Source organism: Chloracidobacterium sp., assembly GCA_015075585.1.
GTDB lineage: Bacteria > Acidobacteriota > Blastocatellia > Pyrinomonadales > Pyrinomonadaceae > OLB17.
Map to the genome: position 1 here is coordinate 163,922 of JABTUB010000002.1, position 18,419 is coordinate 182,340.

Below are 18,419 nucleotides of genomic sequence, written 5' to 3' on the forward strand. Positions count from 1 at the left end.
ACGCTGCTGCTTTGCGATGCGCCGTTTCCGGGCCTGCTTTTTGCAGAGGTTTTGCGATCGGCGGCTTTTGACATTGCTGCGGCTTTCGTCTATCAGTTTATAAGCATATCCGCGTGGAAACCGACTTTACGACAGCATACATTGCATTAGGATCGAATCTGGGCGATCGAGCCGGCAACCTTTTGATGGCCGTCCGTGCGTTCATCGAAGCGAGTTTTGTTGTCCACCGTCTATCCGGTATTTATGAGACCGATCCGGTCGAGATGGTGTCGGAGCAGAAGTTCCTCAACATGGTCGCAGAAGTTCGCGTTACCAATGTCAGCCCCACGCAGATGATGGCACGCCTGCTGCGTATCGAATACCTGCTCGGGCGCGGCGGCAAGACCCAAAAGCTGCCTCGCACGGTCGATCTAGATATCCTTTTGTTCGGCGACGTCTGTATGCAGACCGAATTCTTAACGCTGCCGCATCCGCGAATGCATGAACGCAAATTTATTCTGAAGCCGCTGAGCAAGATCGCTCCCGACCTTGTACATCCTGTACTCGGCCGTGAGATCAAAGACCTTTTGGCCGATCTCGCTGACCCTTACGAGGTCAAACGCTGGTTCCCGAATGCCCGCACTGTGGTTGACGCTGCGTCATAGACGGCGGTACTCGAAGTAAAAATTATGCTAGACTTGTTGCGTTCGCTTCGCTAAGTATTTATGGCTTATCTTCAACCCGACAAAGAGGGAAAGGTTTATTTGCCCGCTATCCGTGCGGCCAAGGAACGCGGCGAAAAGCTCGTTTGCCTGACGGCCTACGATTATCCGACGGCCCGCGTAGTTGACGAAGCAGGCGTTGACATCATTCTCGTCGGCGACTCGATGGGAAATGTCATTCACGGCTACGGCAACTCGATCCCGGTCACACTCGACGAGATCTCATCGGCATGCATAGCCGTTAAGCGCGGAACTGAGCGTGCAATGGTCATAGCCGATATGCCGTTCGGTACATATCACATTAGTGAGAATGAAAGCGTAAAAAATGCGCTTCGCTTAATGAAATACGGCGGCGCGGAAGCAATAAAACTCGAAGGCGGACGCAACCGTGCAGACCTTGTCAAGCGGCTCGTTGACGAGGAGATACCTGTCTGCGCGCATATAGGCTTGACGCCGCAGTCCGTTTACAAAATGGGCGGCTATCGTGTACAGGGCCGCACGGTCGATCAGGCAAAGCGGATCATCGACGACGCAAAGATACTCGAAGACGCCGGCGCATTCGCTATCGTCCTTGAGCTTGTACCGCGCGAAGTCGCAGCGATCATTACAAAGGAACTCAGCATTTCGACGATCGGCATCGGCGCGGGAGCCGAATGCGACATACAAGTGCTCGTCTTGCACGACCTGATCGGCCTCACCTACGGCAGGCAGCCGCGCTTCGTGCGGCAATATGCCAACCTGCGTGAGATCATCACCGGTGCTATTCAGACTTGGACCGCCGACGTGCGTTCAGGTGAATATCCGAGCGAAAAGGAGTCGTACGGCCTTACCGCCGAAGTATTTGACGAGCTTAAGAAAGAGCTGTAATGGAGATAATTAACCGGCGGCAGCGAATGTTCTCGATCTCACGCAAATTGCGTCGTGAGGAGAAAAGCGTTGGCTTTGTGCCGACGATGGGAGCGTTGCATGACGGGCATTTGACGCTGGTGCGAGAGGCCCGTGCGGCAAATGATGTCGTCATCGTATCCATCTTCGTAAATCCGAAACAGTTCAATGACGCGGCCGATCTTGAAAAGTATCCGCGCGACCTGACAGCCGATGCCGCACGCCTTGCCGAGTTCGATGTCGATTACATCTTCGCCCCCGAAGCGAACGAGGTCTTTCCTGAAGGTTTTGCGACGTATGTCGATGTTGTCGGGCTGACCGATCTGATGGAAGGAGCGGCACGGCCGGGGCATTTCCGCGGCGTCGCAACGGTCGTAACGATACTGCTTAATACCGTGCGTCCTGCACGCGCGTACTTTGGCCAGAAGGATGCTCAGCAGGTTGCTGTCATTAAGCGTTTGACGGCGGATCTCGGCTTTGAGACGGAGATCGTTGTCATCCCGACGGTTCGCGAACCATCCGGCCTTGCGATGTCTTCGCGGAACGAGCGGCTGTCCCCTGAGGAACGTGAACGTGCCGCGGCCATCATAAACGCACTGCGTGCCGCAAAACTCGCTTTCAAGAAAGGTGAACGAAATGCGTCCGAGTTAACGCAGATAGTTCGTGTACACCTTGCAGAAGAACCACTTGCAAAGCTCGACTATGTTGCCGTCGTCGATCGTGACTCGCTGCAACCTATTGACCGTATTGGAGATAGCGAGGCTCTCATCTGCGTGGCGGCCGATATTGCGGGTGTCCGCCTAATAGATAACGTCATCCTTAATCGGAAGCAGTAGTTTGGCACAGAAACTGCATCAAAGTTAACGTGTGGGGTGTCTTTATCGGAGGCTCTGCTGTTATGAAGAAGCTGAAATACAATTTCCTGCTCAGTTCTATCGCGATCTTGGTCGTATTCGCTGCTGTATCTTCAGCACAAACGATCTTGACGACACTCGACGGTGCTCGCGTTGATATTGCGGGCCAAAGAGGCAAGGTCGTTGTCCTTGCGATAGGCGCGACCTGGCTGCCGTTATCGACCAAACAGGCCGAATACACGAACACTCTGGCGAAAAAGTACGCAGGCCGCGATGTTGTGTTCTACTTCGTTTCTACCGATTCGGCGAATACGAGATCGAAGAATTTTGTCAGCCCCGTCGAGATCAAGCATTTTGTGACGACGGCCAAATTGAACGTTCAGATGCTTCGCGACCCTGACGGTGCGGAAACAATTAAGAAATTCGGGATCGAACAGGTCCCCTCATTCGTCATTTTGGACAAGGCCGGAAAGCTGTCCGGCGAGCCATTCGGCGGCATCGATCCGAAGTACGACATCACCGTACCTATCTCGCGTGCGATCGACAGGCTCCTGTAAGTTCTATTGAAGCTAAGCTCTCAAGCCTGCCTCGTGCAGGCTCTTTTTTATCAGCCTATAGACAAGCTGCACCGGAAGGCCGACGACATTCCAATAATCACCTTCGATGCCGCTTATAAATAAAGCCGCCTGTGCCTGAACGGCGTACGCTCCTGCTTTATCGAGCGGGTCGCCCTTTTCAGCAAGGTATTCGATCTCGTCAGCCGACATCTCGCAGAAGTTGACCGTCGTGGCCTCAACCGCGTCCCAAACACGGCCGTTGTGAGCCACTGCCACACCTGTGAGAACGATATGAGAACGCCCTGACAGCATTTCAAGCATACGCCTTGCGTCGTCAAGCCCGGACGGCTTCCCGAGTATCCCGGCGCCGACAACGACGGTTGTGTCCGCCCCGAGAACGAGACCGTTCGGAAATCTTTCTGCGACGGCCGACGCCTTGCCGCGTGCAAGCCTTCTGACATACTGCTCAGGTGTCTCACCGTCACGCTCGCTCTCATCGATCGCAGCAGCGTGTTTCTCGAACTCCCAACCAACCGACGACAATATCTCGCTTCGGCGCGGGCTTTCCGAGGCAAGGATCAATTTAGGCAGTGTTAACATAAATTCCGAATGACGCACGACAGCGGCACTTGGGCGAATGTTGGCCGTCGATTAAGATAATAGTAGATGAGCGTGTGATATCAAATGGAGAGTCTTTACGGGCCGCTGAGCGCTGTCTTGGCACAGTACATTGACGATGAGAAGGTCGCATCGGCTTTCGTCGTTGCGGCGTGGCGCGAGGTTGCGGGCGTCGGGATCACCGAGCGGACGCATACTGCAGGATTCAGCAAAGGAAAGCTGACAATAGCAGTGCACGATGCTCTGTGGCAGCGTAATCTCGAAGGGCTGGCTACGCAGCTGTTGGCGCAACTCAATTCAAGGCTCACAGGCATCACGGTAAAACGGATCGAAATTATCGTGGATCCCGAAATGTTTGCCGCAAAGCCGCGTCGGATATGAATATCCCGGCCGGACAGGTGATAAACCGCCCGAATATCGGTCTTATGAAGGTCAAATAATGGATATAAGGAAAGTCGCTAAGTTAGCCCACCTTGAGATCACGGACGAAGAGGCCGCTCTTTTCACGCCGCAAATGGAAGACATCGTCAAGTACATCGAGCAGCTGAACGAGCTTGATACTTCGGGCGTCGAGCCTATGCTCGGCGGCCTCACGTACGAAGGTCTCACCACCTTTACTCTTCGTGAAGACGCCGCACACATTTCGTTCACGCAGGCCGAAGCTCTTGGCGAAGCACCTTCAGCCGTTGACGGACATTTCCGGGTGCCGAAGGTATTGTGAGAGGCAGGACATCAAACAACTGCATCATCCGGCCTATGCTTTGGGCCGCTTGTCTGCTTTTTGCTGTGTGTATTTCTGCATGCAGTATTCCGACCTTGGAATCGGCACAATGCTCCGCAGCCCGCGAAGGTGTCCGAAAATTCTATTCATTCCATCTGGGCAACGATATGCAGCCGTCGGCGGAAAATATTGAGCTGCGAAAGCGATTTCTTACCACCGACCTCTACGATTCGTTAAGGAACGGGCCTTTCGGCGAAATTGACCCGTTCACGAATTCCCAACAGCCTCCGCGCACGTTCAAGATCGGTAAGTGCGTTGAGATGTCTGACAACACCTCGAAAGTGCAGGTTCAGCTCTATTGGAAAGATGATGCGGCGACGACGCAAAAGGAGCTGCATGTCGAGGCGGTAAAAGAAGGCGACGCCTGGCTGATAAATAAGCTCATATATTGAACAAATTGAAATTATGTCGATCGTTTCAGATATAGAAAAAGTCCTTGATAATGCCGACCGCCTCAACGGCGAGCTAAACGCGTTCCTGTCCGTTGAACGCGAAATTGCCATGGCGGAGGCCGAGCGGATCGACGCTCAGCCGGCATCATCGCCGCTGCACGGTGTTGCTATCGCCCTAAAGGATAATATCTGCACAAAGGGTATGCGGACATCGTGCGGCTCACGAATACTCGGGAATTACCGGGCTCAATATGATGCAACGGTTGCCCGACGGCTCAAAGATGCGGGCGCGATCATCGTCGGCAAGACCAATATGGACGAATTCGCGATGGGTTCGTCAAACGAGTCATCGGCGTTCGGCCCTGCGAAGAACCCTTGGGACACCGACCGCGTTCCGGGCGGAAGCTCCGGCGGCTCGGCGGTTGCCGTGGCATCGGGTGTCGTAAGGGCATCGCTGGGCAGTGAGACCGGCGGTTCGGTCCGCCAGCCCGCATCGCTGTGCGGCATAGTCGGCCTAAAGCCGACATACGGCCGCATTTCGCGGTTCGGGCTTGTTGCATTCGCGTCGTCGCTCGACAATATCGGCATCTTTGGGCAAACGACACGGGATGTCGCGGATGTATTGAGCGTTATCGCAGGCCGTGACGAAAATGATGCAACATCGGCCGATGTCGCAGTGCCCGAGTACGCGGCCTCGCTTAACGAAGACATACGCGGCAAAAGGCTCGGCGTACCGCGGGATCTCTTGGGTGAAGGCCTTGATGGCGAAGTTCGCGAACACGTACTCACATCGATCGACAATTTCCGCAGCCTCGGAGCCGAGATCGTCGATATCGAGTTGCCTCACGCAAAGTACGGCATTGCCGTTTACTACATCATCGCGACCGCAGAAGCCTCGTCGAATCTTGCGAGATTTGACGGGGTGCGTTACGGCTATCGCTCCGCAGAAGCGGCTGGGCTGCGCGATATGTACTTCAAGACGCGTGAGGACGGCTTTGGAGCAGAGGTTAAGCGCAGGATAATGCTCGGCACTTACGTCCTGTCGAGCGGTTATTACGACGCCTATTATCTGAAAGCGCAAAAGGTACGCTCGCTCGTGAAGCAGGATTATGTATCCGCATTCCGTGAGTGCGACGCCATCCTGACACCGACATCGCCGTCGGTCGCCTTTCGCTTCGGCGAACGCGCCGATGACCCGATAGCGATGTATTTGAGCGATATCTACACGGTCTCGGCAAACCTCGCCGGCATACCTGCGATAAGCGTCCCTTGCGGACTGTCATCCGAAGGCCTGCCGATCGGGCTTCAGCTTGTCGGTGGCTTTTGGTCCGAGGCGGCACTGCTTAACCTTGCTTCAAAATACGAAGCCGCTCACCCGTTGGGCAAGCGGCCGGGCATCTTTGCCGGTTAGTAAAGCGACACTCGCCGCGGCACTTACTGAGCGAGCCTCAGATGCGAAATATTAGGATTTTGCCTGATCGCTCCCGCGGCTCCGGGAAGTATGTTCTGCCACCTGTTAGTTTCGCTCAGAAGCTTGTTCACATCACTGACCTTCAGGGGCTTCGAGAAAAGATAGCCTTGCCCGTATTCGCAACCGAGGATCCTCAGCTGATGAAACTGATGAATGCTTTCAATGCCTTCGGCGACGACCTTAAAGTTCAAAACCTTTGCCAGGGCGATGACGGTTCGGACGATCTCGCCGTTATCCGTATTGCTCTCCATCGCACTCACGAACGACCGGTCAACCTTCAGCAGGTCTATCGGGAATTTATGAAGATAACTGAGGCTTGAATATCCCGTCCCGAAGTCATCTATACTTATCTGAACACCCGTCGATTTGATCTCCTTTAGCATCAAGATCGCGGTCTCAGCGTTCTCCATTACGGCGCTTTCCGTAAGTTCCAGCTTTAGGCTCGACGGCTCAATGCCCGACTCATTGATCACTGAACGGATCTGATCCACAAGATCGGGATGAGCAAAATGTTTACCCGAAAGATTCACGGCAACGCTCAGCGGCGTTTCCGCTGGCCGCTGTTTTTGCCACTGCACTATCTGATTGCAGGCCATGTTCAGTATCTGCAGGGTCATCGGGATAACAAGGCCTGTGCTTTCTGCTATCGGGATGAATTCGTTGGGCGGCACAAGGCCCCGCTGCGGATGATTCCACCGAACGAGGGCCTCAAAGCCCACGAGCGATGCATTGTCTAGAGCGATGATCGGCTGATAGTGAAGTTCGAACTCTCGTCGCTCGATCGCAAATCGAAGGTCAGTTTCGAGCTGCAGCCGCGTAACAGCACGGATATGCATCTTCTGGTCAAAGATCACATGCGGTTCGCTCTGATCCTTTGCGTTGTACATTGCGATATCCGCATCGCGAAGGATATCTTCAGCCTCCGCGTATTTCGGACTTCCGAATGCGATCCCCATTTTCAAACTCGTAAACACCTGCCGGCCGTCGAGCGTATATGGCTCAGCCACGCGCTTTGCCAAACGTTCGGCGAAGGCGGTGGCCTCATCCCTTGATCCGAGACCGGTCAGAATTATCCCGAATTTATCGCCCGAAAAACGGCCCACCATATCCTGCTCCCGAACCATGCCCGCGAGACGCTTACCGACATTGCGTATAAGCCTGTCGCCGATCGAGTGGCCCAGACTGTCGTTGATCGTCTTGAACCTGTTGAGGTCAAGCAGCAGAACTGAGAAATTACAGTCGTTGGCCTCGCGGCTCTGGCGGAGAAGTGTTTTCAGCTGATCGAGGAAATAATTTCTGTTCGGCAGGCCCGTCAGAGCATCGTGATACGCAGCATGGCGGAAGTTCGCGTGGCTCTCTTGCAGTGCCTCACTGCTGCGTTCAAGTTCTTCGACGTAATGTTTCAGTTCCCTTACGTGCTGCTCGGCAAGTTCGGCACGCTTATGTTCGGCATCGGTAGCCGTAGCAAGAGCGCGGTTCATATTCCGAATAACCCTTCGGAAGATGAGAAAAACGAGGCCTAAGATCGATACCAGCGTAGCCAGAAGATAGATATCTATACGGCCCAAAGCCTTCACGATAACACCGGCCATCGCGCCGCCGACCAAATAGACAAGAGCACCGTCAAAACAACTCTCAGACCATACACGCCATAATCCGTGGTCATGACCTATCGAGTAAAAAGCTGCGGTGAGGAAGGAACTGACCATGAAAAGGACGGCTGTTATCGTGACGAACAGCCAAATAAAGCTGGTAAGGTCATTGCGTGCGAGTACTGCTTCAGATGAACCAAATAGTAGCTGCACGGCATAGAACGCTGCAAAAACGGCTATCGGCGCCACCGAGAGGCTGACGATCGCTCCCTTTGGGTTAACCTTGCCGTTGGCCCGCCAAAGGTGAAGCCTAACGGCGACCATATCAAGTATTGAGAGAATGACCGCTACCTCCACGCCGTAAAGCACCATTGCCAGGATCACAAGTGCATCTGACACCGTCAGGCTCATTCGGGCGCGCGGCAATTGGATACGCAAGAAGTAGCTGCAAAATACCGTGAAGATGCCGATGATCCCGATTCCCGGATCGAACTCTTTCGTTCCCAGTCCGATCAGTGCGAACACGACAGTGCCTAGCGCGAGCGGGGCGATAGCCGCAATAAATATATTCTTGTTTCTTTCGACGGCGTCCATTTGAAGATGAGGATCCGGTGTTGTAATGAATGTGAGAGGCGGTCGGAGGCTGCGTGATCAAGATACGATCTGCCTCAATTGATTATAAGATAAACGCTATTCTAATTCCAACAACTTTTTTTAACAACTTATTTGACATTTTCTGCAATAGCCGGAACGGGCGGGCGGATTGTCGAACTACGACCTCGCGGCACCTTGCAGCCGGCGTCAGTTCAAGAGCAAGCGAGCGAGCCGTTTTGCTTTTTCGGCAAAGCGCTTCGGCACTCATTACAAAACAACGGCAATGACCGTGCCTCACCAAATATATTACGTAACTTGTTGGTGCTGCTTAGTTTACCGATCAGAAACGTGGAATGCTGATCGAGATCGTGAAGGCAGGTCATTTAATATATCGGTCATGATGACCGATATATGAAATAACGAAAGATGGAATATCTTCGATCGAAAAAGCTACTTTGTGATGCCGGTCTGGGTGAGAGCGTAGGCATAATCGAAGGCAACTTCTTTTAGCCGGTCATAGCGTCCAGATGAACCCCCATGCCCCGCACCCATATTTGTTTTTAGCAGGATCACACTGTCATTGGTCTTCAACTCGCGGACTTTGGCGGCAAATTTCGCCCCTTCCCAATACGGAACTTGACTGTCGTTAAGCGATACCTCGATGAGCATATTAGGATACGGCTGGGCCTTTACATTTTCATATGGTGAGTACTGCACCATGTAATCCCAGTCCTTTTTAATATGAGGATTTCCCCATTCGATCCATTCTTCGGTAGTGAGCGGCAGCGTCTCATCGAGCATCGTGTTCATAACATCAACGAACGGCACCTGCACGATCGCCGCCTTGAATGTCTCGGGCGATCGATTGACGGATGCGCCCATCAGCAGGCCGCCTGCGGAACCTCCTTGGATGACCAAGCGGTCGCTCGATGTATATTTATTTGCGATCAGCCACTTTGCCGAGTCCACAAAGTCGTTGAACGTATTCATCTTGGTGTACATACGCCCGGCGAGACGCCACGCTTCGCCAAGTTCACCGCCTCCGCGGATCAGGGCAAGGCCGTAGATCATTCCGCGATCGACCAGCGAGAGACGCGCGGCCGAGAATCCGGCGGTCATCGACGCTCCGTATGAACCGTATCCATAGAGCAGCATCGGAGACTTGCCGTCCAGTTTCGTACCTTTTTTCATCATTACGACGACAGGTACCTTTACGCCGTCGCGTGCGACGGCCCAAACGCGTTCGGTCTCGTACTTCGTCTTATCGTAACCGCTTGGTATCTCTTCCTGCTTTATGAGCTTGCTTTTGCGTGTCTTAAGATCGAACTCATAAACGGAATTCGGAGTGATCATTGACGAATAACGATAACGTATTACGGGCGTGCTGTACTCAGGATTGTATGTAAGACTCATCGTATAAACACTTTCGGGCGTCGCGATGACCATCGGAGCACGCCGCGTTTTCCTATCCAGGACCCGCAGGTACTCAAGCCCGTTCTCCTTGACGGACAGGATCGCAGAGCCGTCAAAAAGATCGATCCCGTCGATGTGAACCTTCGGGTCATACGGTATATAGTCTTTCCAATTTTTTTCGGCAGGGTTGCTTGCCGAGACCTTCATCACCTTAAAATTCTCGGCACCGTCCTTGTTGGTCACCACAAAGAACTCGCCCTGATCGAAATTGAGTGAGTATTGGTGGCCTTCGCGTCGAGGGCTGAACACATTCCACTCACCGTCTGGCGTATCAGCCGCCAGATAGCGGAATTCATCCATCGTCTTGGCCCCGGAACCGATGAACAGCATCTTGCCGTCGCGGCTTCGGCCTACATAGACCCCGAAAAGAACATCGTCGTCGTAGAATACTTTCGCGGGCGCCTGTTGCGACCCGAGCACATAACGCCATGCGGTATCGGTACGCTTAGTCTTCGCATCCTCGGTCGTAAAGAAGACCGTCTTGTTGTCGGGCGTCCATGTAAAAGAAGTTACACGCTCGATCTTATCAGGGAGGATGTTGCCGGTCCGCAGATCTTTGAACCGGAGCGTGTACTGCCGATAGCCGGTCGTATCGACCGAAAATGCCAGTATATTACCGTCATCACTGACATCGAACTCATTTATCGCAAAGAATTTGTACGGCTTTGCCATCTCGTTCGTATCAAGCAGGATCGAAGCATCGCTGCCGTCTTGTCGTGTGCCGCGAAGGTACGTCGCATACTGCTTTCCCTTCTCGGTTCGCGTAAAGTACCAATAATTGCCCTTCTTATACGGCACGCTTTCGTCGTCCTGTTTGACCCGCCCGATCATCTCTTCATAAAGCGAGTTTACGAAGCCCTGATACTTGCCCATGACCGATTCCGTGTATCGGTTATTGTCTTCAAGATAGCTGCGGATCGCGGGATCGAGATGATCCTTATCGCCCCGAAGCCAGAAGTAATTATCCGTGATCTCATAGCCATGGATCTTCAATATCTGCGGAACTTTTTTTGCGATCGGTGGTTTCATATCTGTCTGGGCAGCAATAACCATACTGCCGGCCATAATTGTTGCGAACAATAACACTTTACGGAGAAAACGATGCTTCAACTCGATGCCCTCCACGATCAATGACCTATATTTACTGTAACCGCTTCGATTTTACTTTCAGTTCAATACGCAGTGCAAACAACGATGCAGCGTAACAGTCGGATCGGGAGCCATCCATCGCGAAAAGTAAAAAGGCTGCCGTTTTCGGCAGCCTTCATCGATCAAACGATCGAAGCGATATCATCTTTCGGCGATAGGAACATACTTAAGGTCACGCGGCCCTACGTATTCCGCACGCGGCCGAATAAGCTTGTTATTCGCGTACTGCTCGAGGACGTGTCCCGTCCATCCCGAAATGCGGCTGACCGCAAAGATCGGCGTGTACATATCAAGGGCGATGCCCATAAGATAGTAGGTCGAAGCCGAGTAAAAATCGACATTCGGGTACATTCCCTTCTTGTCGTGCATCAGTTTTTCGATACGCTGCGACATCTCGAACCACTTTGACTCGCCGGTCTTGTCGGCCATCTGCTTCGAGAATTTCCTGAGCCAGGTCGCCCGCGGATCCTCCGTCTTATAAACGGCATGGCCGATGCCCATGATCTTGCGTTTTTCTTCGAGCGCCTTTTCGACCCACGCATCAACGTTATCAAGCTCGCCGATCTCGATAAGCATCTTCATAACGGCAGTGTTCGCCCCGCCGTGCAGCGGCCCTGCAAGTGCGGCGATGCCCGCCGTGATACATCCGTACATACCTGCGAGCGTACCCGCAACAACACGCGTCGTGAATGTCGAGGCGTTCAGCTCGTGATCTGCATGCAGGATGAGGGCGATGTCGAACATCTTTGCTTCTTCAGCGTCCGGCTTGGCACCGCGAAGCATATACAAAAAATTCTCGGCGATCGACAGCGACGCATCCGGCGTTACCGGATCTTTAGCATTGCGGATGCGGTCCCACGCGGCTGCGATCGTTCCGATCTGGCCTGTCAATTTGATCGCGGAACGCATAGCAGACTCGCGATCGGTCTTTCGGCCGTCCTTGTCGTAAAAATCCAACGCGGAAACGCACGTTCTGACCACATCCATCGGGTTCGCGTCTTTCGGCATATACTTCATGCCCGCGAGTATCTCGGCCGGAACCGCATAGTTCGCCCGTATATCGGCCGTCAGGGCCTCAAGCTCGTCCTGCTTCGGCAGACGCCCGTTCCAAATCAAAAATATCACTTCCTCAAATGTCGAATGCTGTGCAAGATCGTGTATATCGTATCCCTGATAGATCAGGATGCCCTGCTCGCCGTTCACGTCGCCGATCGAACTTTGCGCCGCAACGACGCCCCTAAGTCCTGCCGATGCCGTTCCCGTAGTTTCAGTACCTGTACTCATGTTAAAAATCGTTCCTCTGATTGATCGTATCTAAACTTGCTAATCTGATCGACCTAATGCTCGAATTTGCGGGCGTTTGGCCGCGCGTCTCAAACTTTCATTTTAACCGAGTGCCTCCAACAGTTACAAGCGGAGCCTTCAGAGGTCATAGGCCTGCGGCCTCCCGCCGGCGAAAAAAAATTATCCGCGACCGCAGCAACGCTTTCCCAAAGGAGAACCAAACAGAAAGCTGCCGCCGCGGCCCGGATAATGTCTTCACGCAATTGTGATGCGTGATCAGTGATCGGAGTTCGCTGCCCCGATCATCGGATCTGTGTCTCGTACGAGGTCTTGATCCTTACCTGCTGATTGCGATTGATGTTTATGTTCTTGCCGCGCTCGATCACGACGGCACCGACGCCGAACGCAGCACCAACGCCCGCCCCGACCGCCGCCCCGACAGGACCGCCTATGATCGCTCCAGTAACAAGGCCCGCCGTAGTAGCGCCGCCGACCGTAATTGAATCCTTTTTGACAGTACTCTTTCCGATAGCAGTACCTTCGGTATCAACGACCTTTACGTTGTCACCTTTCACCGGCATGACCTCCGTCAAGATCGCACTGAAATTCGACCAACGATTCTCGCTAAGCATTATACGGTCGAATGAAAGTGCCAATTCTGAGCGCTTCTTGATGCGGCCCGGCCGCGTTACCTTTGCGACCCGTCCTTCGATCACAGCTCCCGCGATCTCGACCGGCGAAACGACCTTCGCTACAAATTTATCGCCCTCACGATTTCGTTCCGTCGAGAGATCGTCCTGCATTTCGAGCATGATCTCGGTATCGCGCGGGATGATGATGACGGCATCGCCATTCGTTATGTACGAAGGCTGAACAGTCGCGGCGGCTGCCGTGCTGTTATCAACCGGAGAAGCCTGCTGCGTAGTGACCGCTACATTGTTGAGGGGAACTGTCGCCGTCGGCACAGCCCGGCGCTTGAGGCCGGTTGGCAGTGCCTGCTCGAATGAACGCTTTTCAAATCCCGTGTCGTATCCGGCCTCGAAACCTTGCTGGTAGCCGTCGCGATACTCTTCAAGCGTACCGTAATCCTTATTAAAAGCACGGTCGGCCTTTTTGTATTCCTCGTGGCGGTCAATGCTTTTTGAGAGATTGTCGATTATATCGCGATAGCCCGCCATATAGCCGTCCGAGTAGCCGGTGCGATAGCCGCGCTGCAGTGCAATGTGAAGATCGCTCGTCTGGGCCGAGGCCGATCCGGAAAACACGATCGTGAGAGCTATATTGCTTAAAAAGATAGAGATCGCAGCAACAAGTAATTTCTTGCTTAAGTTCATTTTGACTCCTTTTTCCTAGCAGTTATCTGGTGAAATGCAATTCCGACATATATTTATACATAAATTCTTTATGATTTACAAGAAGTTTTTGCATAAAATTCTTAAAATTTTGCTTAATATTAGAAAAAAGAGAGAGGGCGACTGAGCCGATCCGGCTGCCGCCCTCTTTGCCCTGCAAGGTGTGGTGATGCCGGGCATCCGGCCCTAGAAGCTTTTGCGGAAGAGGTAGGATGCCCTGATAAAGAAAGTGCGCGAGTTGCGTTCAAATCCCGGTGTGTAGTTCTGCGTAAATCGATTATAGCCGCGATAGTTCAAATCGTCATTATAGCCGGCGTAGAACGCCGTTCCGGGATGCGGGCTCCATCCGAACAGGAACTGCCCCGCCGTTCGATTCCTAAGCGTATCGTAATCGATGCGGGCACGAATGAACGTAAAGCGTGTAAATTGGTACGTGGACCTTAGCGTATAAATATTTGAGTCGAACGCGATCTTATCGGTATCGTACCGTCGCAACTGGCTGTTCGAATATTCAAGCGAAACGCTGAAGGCGTCCGTCGGTTTGAGCGAAAGCTCAAGGCCGATATCCGTTTGCCCGCCGCGGCCCGGATCAAGAGCGGGATAAGGGCCTGTCATTCCGCTGCTCACCCAGTTCAGATATGTCGGTGAAACTCTCGGGTATCGTTGACCCGCTCCGAAATCGTAATCAAATGCGCCCCAGACGTGACCCAGAAATCCGCCGACGCTCATCCGTTTACTCAAGTTCTTGGAAAAATTAACGCTGGCCATCGGCTGATGCGATGACCGCTCTGCCGGCCCCGAGAACGCTCCTGCCATCGTGCCTGAACTATTGCGTTTTGGCCCGAACTCGTCCTCATAAAGTTTCTCAAGGCTGTCGCCGGCCTCGAAATCGACGGAAAAGTTGCCGCTGAACTGAAGATTCAGGCCTGCCTGCACACCGGTGCTCTGAAGCCGGCCATTCCAATCGAAATCGTATCTAACGAGCTGTGTAGTATTCACACGCACGAGCCGGCCGTTCGGATTCGACTTTGTACTCAGCCGATTCATAAAGAAAAGGCCATTCGTATCGACCCGGTTAGTGAAACCGGCATCGGCGCGATAATCGCGCGTCCGGCCCTTGGCCTGCACGAACCAGCCATGCGTGTCGGTCGTATAGTCGATACCCCACAAATATCCGAAGCCGTTCCCGGTACGGTATGAGAACCTGTCCGTTTCCGGTGAATAAAAGTCCTTGCGCGAGTGCGTCCCGACAGCTTGGAACTCCATGACGGTCTTTGAATTCAGCTTGTATGTTCCGTCAATACCGGCAGTGAAGTTTCGATCTCTCGGAAATATGCGCGACGTCCCGAAGAAGCCGATATTATTACTGTCACCAAAGTCGCGTTTTACACGAACGACGGAAAATAATGCGTTCTTATCGATAAATTCATCCAACGGACACTGTATGGTCGGGTCGCTCTGCTGAGCGAGGCGGCATTGGCTGTTTCGGCGGCGGTCATCCTCGGAGTAATTTCCCGGCGCCTTGTCAGACGCCGCCAGGAATCCGAATGACGTCTTGCCGGCCTTGCCGCTCAATTTCACTGCGTAATCCGGATCGACGATCGAACGTGAATAGAATGTTTGCAACGGAGATTGGAAGATATCTTTTCCCTCAAGAAAGAACGGCCGCTTCTCTTCAAAAAAGATCGGAAAGCGTTGATTTGCCGTGATCACAGGTGCATCGGCTTCGATCTCGGCAAAATCCGGATTGACCGTTGCATCAAGTGTAACGTTGGGCGAGAGCGTGAATTTCAAATTGACGCCGACCTCTGCCTTGACCGGCCCATTGACAAATCTTCCGCCGACAATTATAGGATCACGCTTCAATTCGCCCGTTTCACTAACCGTAACGCTCGGCACGATCTCAAGCGTCCGTTCGTATTTGATGCCGTCGAGGCCGCCTATCCTGCCGTGCTTCACCAGCTTGCCCGCCATATTGCGGTCATCCGGCAGCCACGCATCGAGTTCGTCATTATTACGGTCGATGTTCCGTGCGACATTGAAGCCCCAAAACTTCCCTTTGCCCGCAGAATAGCGAAGCGATTTGAAAGGTATCTTTACCTCGACCGACCATCCCCAATCCTGGATCACGCCTTTTGATTCCATTACAATATCGACGGAAAAATCGGGCCCCATGCCTCCTTCGGTAAAAATGCCGTCCAGCTGAATGCCATACGGGTTGAATCCCAATAAATAAGCACGCCGCTGATCGTCATAGGTGTCGAGCCAGACGCGGACGTTGTCCTCGCCGAATATATCATCGCGCTGAGCAACGGTGGCTCGGATCTTGTCCTTATCATCCCAACATTTGAAGCCGAGATACAGAAAATGTTCGTCGTACATCATATACGCTTCGGTAGGCTTTGAGGGCGGCGTATTGTCTCCGGGCGCAACTTGGATGAAGTCCTTAAAGACCGCCGCATCCTTCCATGCTTCCTCGTTCAATAAGCCGTCGATCGTGAGAGCCGCCGATACCTTTGGGATCATGATTGGCCGCTGCTTCTCAGGCGGAAGTTCGATCCGACCTATCCGCTTGCGTGTATTGCCATCAGCAGAAGGGCCGCTGCTGTCGCCCGATCGGGGCGATTGTGCATGCCCGATGCTTACTATCAATATCAGAAAGAGAAATATTGCAGGTCTGGTCATAGATGAATAACTTTACAACAGGTTGCAGAAATGAATGGATCAATGAATGAGTGCAGCGGCTGCGGTGATCAAAAAGCCGCCGATCCGTCCCGGCGCGTATGTTCAAATATGGATATGTTTCACCTTCGGGCAGAAATCGAGTCGAATGTCCTGAACGTAATGCTTCCGTCAGTCCGAAGCGTGTAGGCGTTTCCGCCGCTGCCGAGGGTGTATTTCGATCTCTCGTTCTCGAGGTGTTTCATATTGTCAAAGCCATCGAAATTGACATCATTTCCGCGGGCTTGGATATCTGCGTTTGCCGACGGCGGAAGCGTTATAACGATATCGCCTCGGTCGGAGCGGGCATCGACCTTGGTGAACAAACCCTCAAGGCCGATCATGCCGGTCGCCGATCGCGTGTTGACCTGTCCGTTCGCACGGAGCAGTCTTATATTACCGTTGCGCGAAGATATGGTCATATCTCCTCCGATATCGCGAAGGTCAACGGTCTCGTCGAAACCTTCAACTTCAAGCGTGCCGGCGACACCTTCGACACGGATCGCCGATTCGGATGAAACTTTCAAATTTGTTTTCTTCGGAACATAGACAACGATACTGGCTCCTGCGCTCTGACCCCAAAGCCATGACGGAGCCTCACGCCGCAAGTCATCCGTGCCTGAAATTGTGATCTTTACAGAGGCATCGGTGCGTTTCTCTTCGATGTGCAGCGGCTCGGAGTTCTGCTGGTCGGTTATCTGCAACGCCCGATAGCTCACTTGAGGTTTGTCCCATCCGATGACCCTGATCGACGCTGCGGCGGCTCCGACCTCAACGGACGGAACGCCCGTAACATCGAAAATGTTCTCCTTACGCTCGATCTTTACCGGGCGATCGTCAGGCCCCGTCATTGGCCAAGGCGGGTTCGGCGGCCGGGTCGGGAAGCTCTTTTCCTTCAGCTTCAATTGTTTTGTGTCAGGACAATCCTCGTCCATTTGAACAGCTATCTTCTTTAACTGGGCAAGCCCCGCTTGGGCCTCTGCCGCTGCCTTTTCTGCGATCTTTGCCGCATTCGCTTCGATCTGAGCCTGATTCTTCATAAATTCCGCAAGATATGGGCCGTCAAGATCCGCATCACCTTTCGGCGTGCCGTTCATCGTAAGAAGATCGACAGCCGGCGGAAGCGGCTTGCCGTCCGTCCTGCGTTTTATCGAAAGAGCACCGTTGACACTGTCAAGCCTTATCAGAGCGTCGCCCGTGCCGAGTTTGCCGTTCATATCCCGGCCGATATACTCGCCCTTGCGGACAGTCAAGCCTAGGTCGTTCGATATGCTGCCGTTGAGCGAACTCGCCTTTATTATCGAGCTCGCGTCTGGCGGGATCGTTACGCTGACACTGCCGTTCACCGTACTCAACGAAAAGCGGCTCTTCGCATCAAGCTTCGCGATATCGGCGACGAGTTCACCGTTGACCGTGGAAAGCTTTGCTGTGCCGCCCATAGCGGTAGCATTGATCTTTCCGTTCACGACGGAAGCTACCGTACTATTTGCAAGGCCCGACAAAGTAATGGCTCCGTTCACAGTTCCGATCTCGTTAAGCACTGCGTCGCGCGGCACGATCAATTCGTATCGGACCTCGACGCCGCCAATATTCCGCGAACGCCCGCCGTTGGAACTCTGCCACCTTTCGTAGTCGCTCTCGACACGGATCGCATCAGGCTTAGCATCAATACGGACGTCAACCTCCGCAAGTTTCTCTTTCGAGTCAGCAACCTTTGTCGCGACGATCTGTACTTCGCTGCGGTCCCAGGCCGTGATGCTTATAGGGCCGTTGACATTCGCGACCGAAACTCGTCCGCCGGCCTTCAACGGCAAGGTTCTTTCAATTTTCTCTGTTTCCTCGAACGCTGCAGAAGATCCGCTTGTCGTAACGTCCGAAGAATCGTGCTTTTGTGTCAGCGGAAACATCGGGTTGCCGCCGAAAAGCAGGCCCGAAACTATCAATGTATAAATCCAAGTCATAATTACCTCTCAAAAGCCGATCAAAGTTGATCTT

Annotated in this window: 15 protein-coding genes; 8 read left to right on the forward strand and 7 right to left on the reverse strand. The window is 53.2% G+C overall.

Features of this window, described 5'->3' with window-relative positions; all coding sequences use genetic code 11:
- The first annotated feature begins 113 nt into the window (after nt 1–113).
- The 4 genes from folK to HS105_09790 all read left to right on the forward strand — a co-directional run bounded on the left by folK (nt 114) and on the right by HS105_09790 (nt 2,997).
- Entirely contained in the window at nt 114–644 is a 531-nt protein-coding gene (gene folK / locus HS105_09775; GenBank protein ID MBE7516880.1) for a 2-amino-4-hydroxy-6-hydroxymethyldihydropteridine diphosphokinase, read from the forward strand.
- Between the two features lie 60 nt (nt 645–704).
- Complete coding sequence (gene panB, locus HS105_09780; protein ID MBE7516881.1) at nt 705–1,568, forward strand: 3-methyl-2-oxobutanoate hydroxymethyltransferase; 864 nt, start codon at nt 705–707, stop codon at nt 1,566–1,568.
- Nucleotides 1,568–2,422, forward strand: a complete 855-nt coding sequence (locus tag HS105_09785; GenBank protein MBE7516882.1) for a pantoate--beta-alanine ligase — start codon at nt 1,568–1,570, stop codon at nt 2,420–2,422. Before panB ends, HS105_09785 begins: the two co-directional genes overlap by 1 nt.
- Before the next feature lie 62 nt (nt 2,423–2,484).
- Nucleotides 2,485–2,997 carry a TlpA family protein disulfide reductase gene (locus HS105_09790; GenBank protein MBE7516883.1) on the forward strand — a complete coding sequence of 171 codons (513 nt, stop codon included), beginning with the start codon at nt 2,485–2,487 and terminating at the stop codon, nt 2,995–2,997.
- A gap of 12 nt (nt 2,998–3,009) precedes the next feature.
- Here HS105_09790 and maf read toward each other — a convergent pair whose 3' ends face one another.
- Complete coding sequence (gene maf, locus HS105_09795; protein ID MBE7516884.1) at nt 3,010–3,597, reverse strand: septum formation protein Maf; 588 nt, start codon at nt 3,595–3,597, stop codon at nt 3,010–3,012.
- Between the two features lie 84 nt (nt 3,598–3,681).
- Here maf and HS105_09800 point away from each other — a divergent pair, with 84 nt between their 5' ends.
- From HS105_09800 to gatA, 4 genes are all read left to right on the forward strand, one after another.
- On the forward strand, nt 3,682–3,996 hold the full coding sequence (locus HS105_09800; GenBank protein MBE7516885.1) for a DUF721 domain-containing protein: 315 nt from the start codon (nt 3,682–3,684) through the stop codon (nt 3,994–3,996).
- A 58-nt stretch (nt 3,997–4,054) separates the two neighbouring features.
- Entirely contained in the window at nt 4,055–4,336 is a 282-nt protein-coding gene (gene gatC / locus HS105_09805; GenBank protein MBE7516886.1) for an Asp-tRNA(Asn)/Glu-tRNA(Gln) amidotransferase subunit GatC, read from the forward strand.
- Nucleotides 4,337–4,431: 95 nt separating this feature from the next.
- The gene (locus HS105_09810) at nt 4,432–4,788 is read left to right on the forward strand and encodes a hypothetical protein (GenBank protein MBE7516887.1); all 357 of its coding nucleotides are present in this window, start codon (nt 4,432–4,434) and stop codon (nt 4,786–4,788) included.
- Between the two features lie 13 nt (nt 4,789–4,801).
- Nucleotides 4,802–6,199, forward strand: coding sequence for an Asp-tRNA(Asn)/Glu-tRNA(Gln) amidotransferase subunit GatA (gene gatA / locus HS105_09815; protein MBE7516888.1), 1,398 nt, complete (start codon nt 4,802–4,804; stop codon nt 6,197–6,199).
- A 23-nt stretch (nt 6,200–6,222) separates the two neighbouring features.
- Here the strand turns inward: gatA and HS105_09820 are convergent, their stop codons facing one another.
- The 6 genes from HS105_09820 to HS105_09845 all read right to left on the reverse strand — a co-directional run bounded on the left by HS105_09820 (nt 6,223) and on the right by HS105_09845 (nt 18,385).
- Nucleotides 6,223–8,445, reverse strand: a complete 2,223-nt coding sequence (locus tag HS105_09820) for an EAL domain-containing protein (protein MBE7516889.1) — start codon at nt 8,443–8,445, stop codon at nt 6,223–6,225.
- A 450-nt stretch (nt 8,446–8,895) separates the two neighbouring features.
- On the reverse strand, nt 8,896–10,947 hold the full coding sequence (locus tag HS105_09825; GenBank protein ID MBE7516890.1) for a S9 family peptidase: 2,052 nt from the start codon (nt 10,945–10,947) through the stop codon (nt 8,896–8,898).
- A 261-nt stretch (nt 10,948–11,208) separates the two neighbouring features.
- A complete protein-coding gene (locus HS105_09830) occupies nt 11,209–12,351 on the reverse strand; it encodes a citrate synthase (GenBank protein ID MBE7516891.1) in 1,143 nt (380 codons plus the stop codon).
- A gap of 302 nt (nt 12,352–12,653) precedes the next feature.
- Nucleotides 12,654–13,685 (reverse strand): hypothetical protein, encoded by a 1,032-nt coding sequence (locus tag HS105_09835; protein ID MBE7516892.1) that lies wholly within the window; start codon nt 13,683–13,685, stop codon nt 12,654–12,656.
- A 204-nt stretch (nt 13,686–13,889) separates the two neighbouring features.
- On the reverse strand, nt 13,890–16,388 hold the full coding sequence (locus HS105_09840) for a carbohydrate binding family 9 domain-containing protein (protein ID MBE7516893.1): 2,499 nt from the start codon (nt 16,386–16,388) through the stop codon (nt 13,890–13,892).
- A gap of 119 nt (nt 16,389–16,507) precedes the next feature.
- On the reverse strand, nt 16,508–18,385 hold the full coding sequence (locus tag HS105_09845; protein MBE7516894.1) for a hypothetical protein: 1,878 nt from the start codon (nt 18,383–18,385) through the stop codon (nt 16,508–16,510).
- Nucleotides 18,386–18,419: the final 34 nt, after the last annotated feature.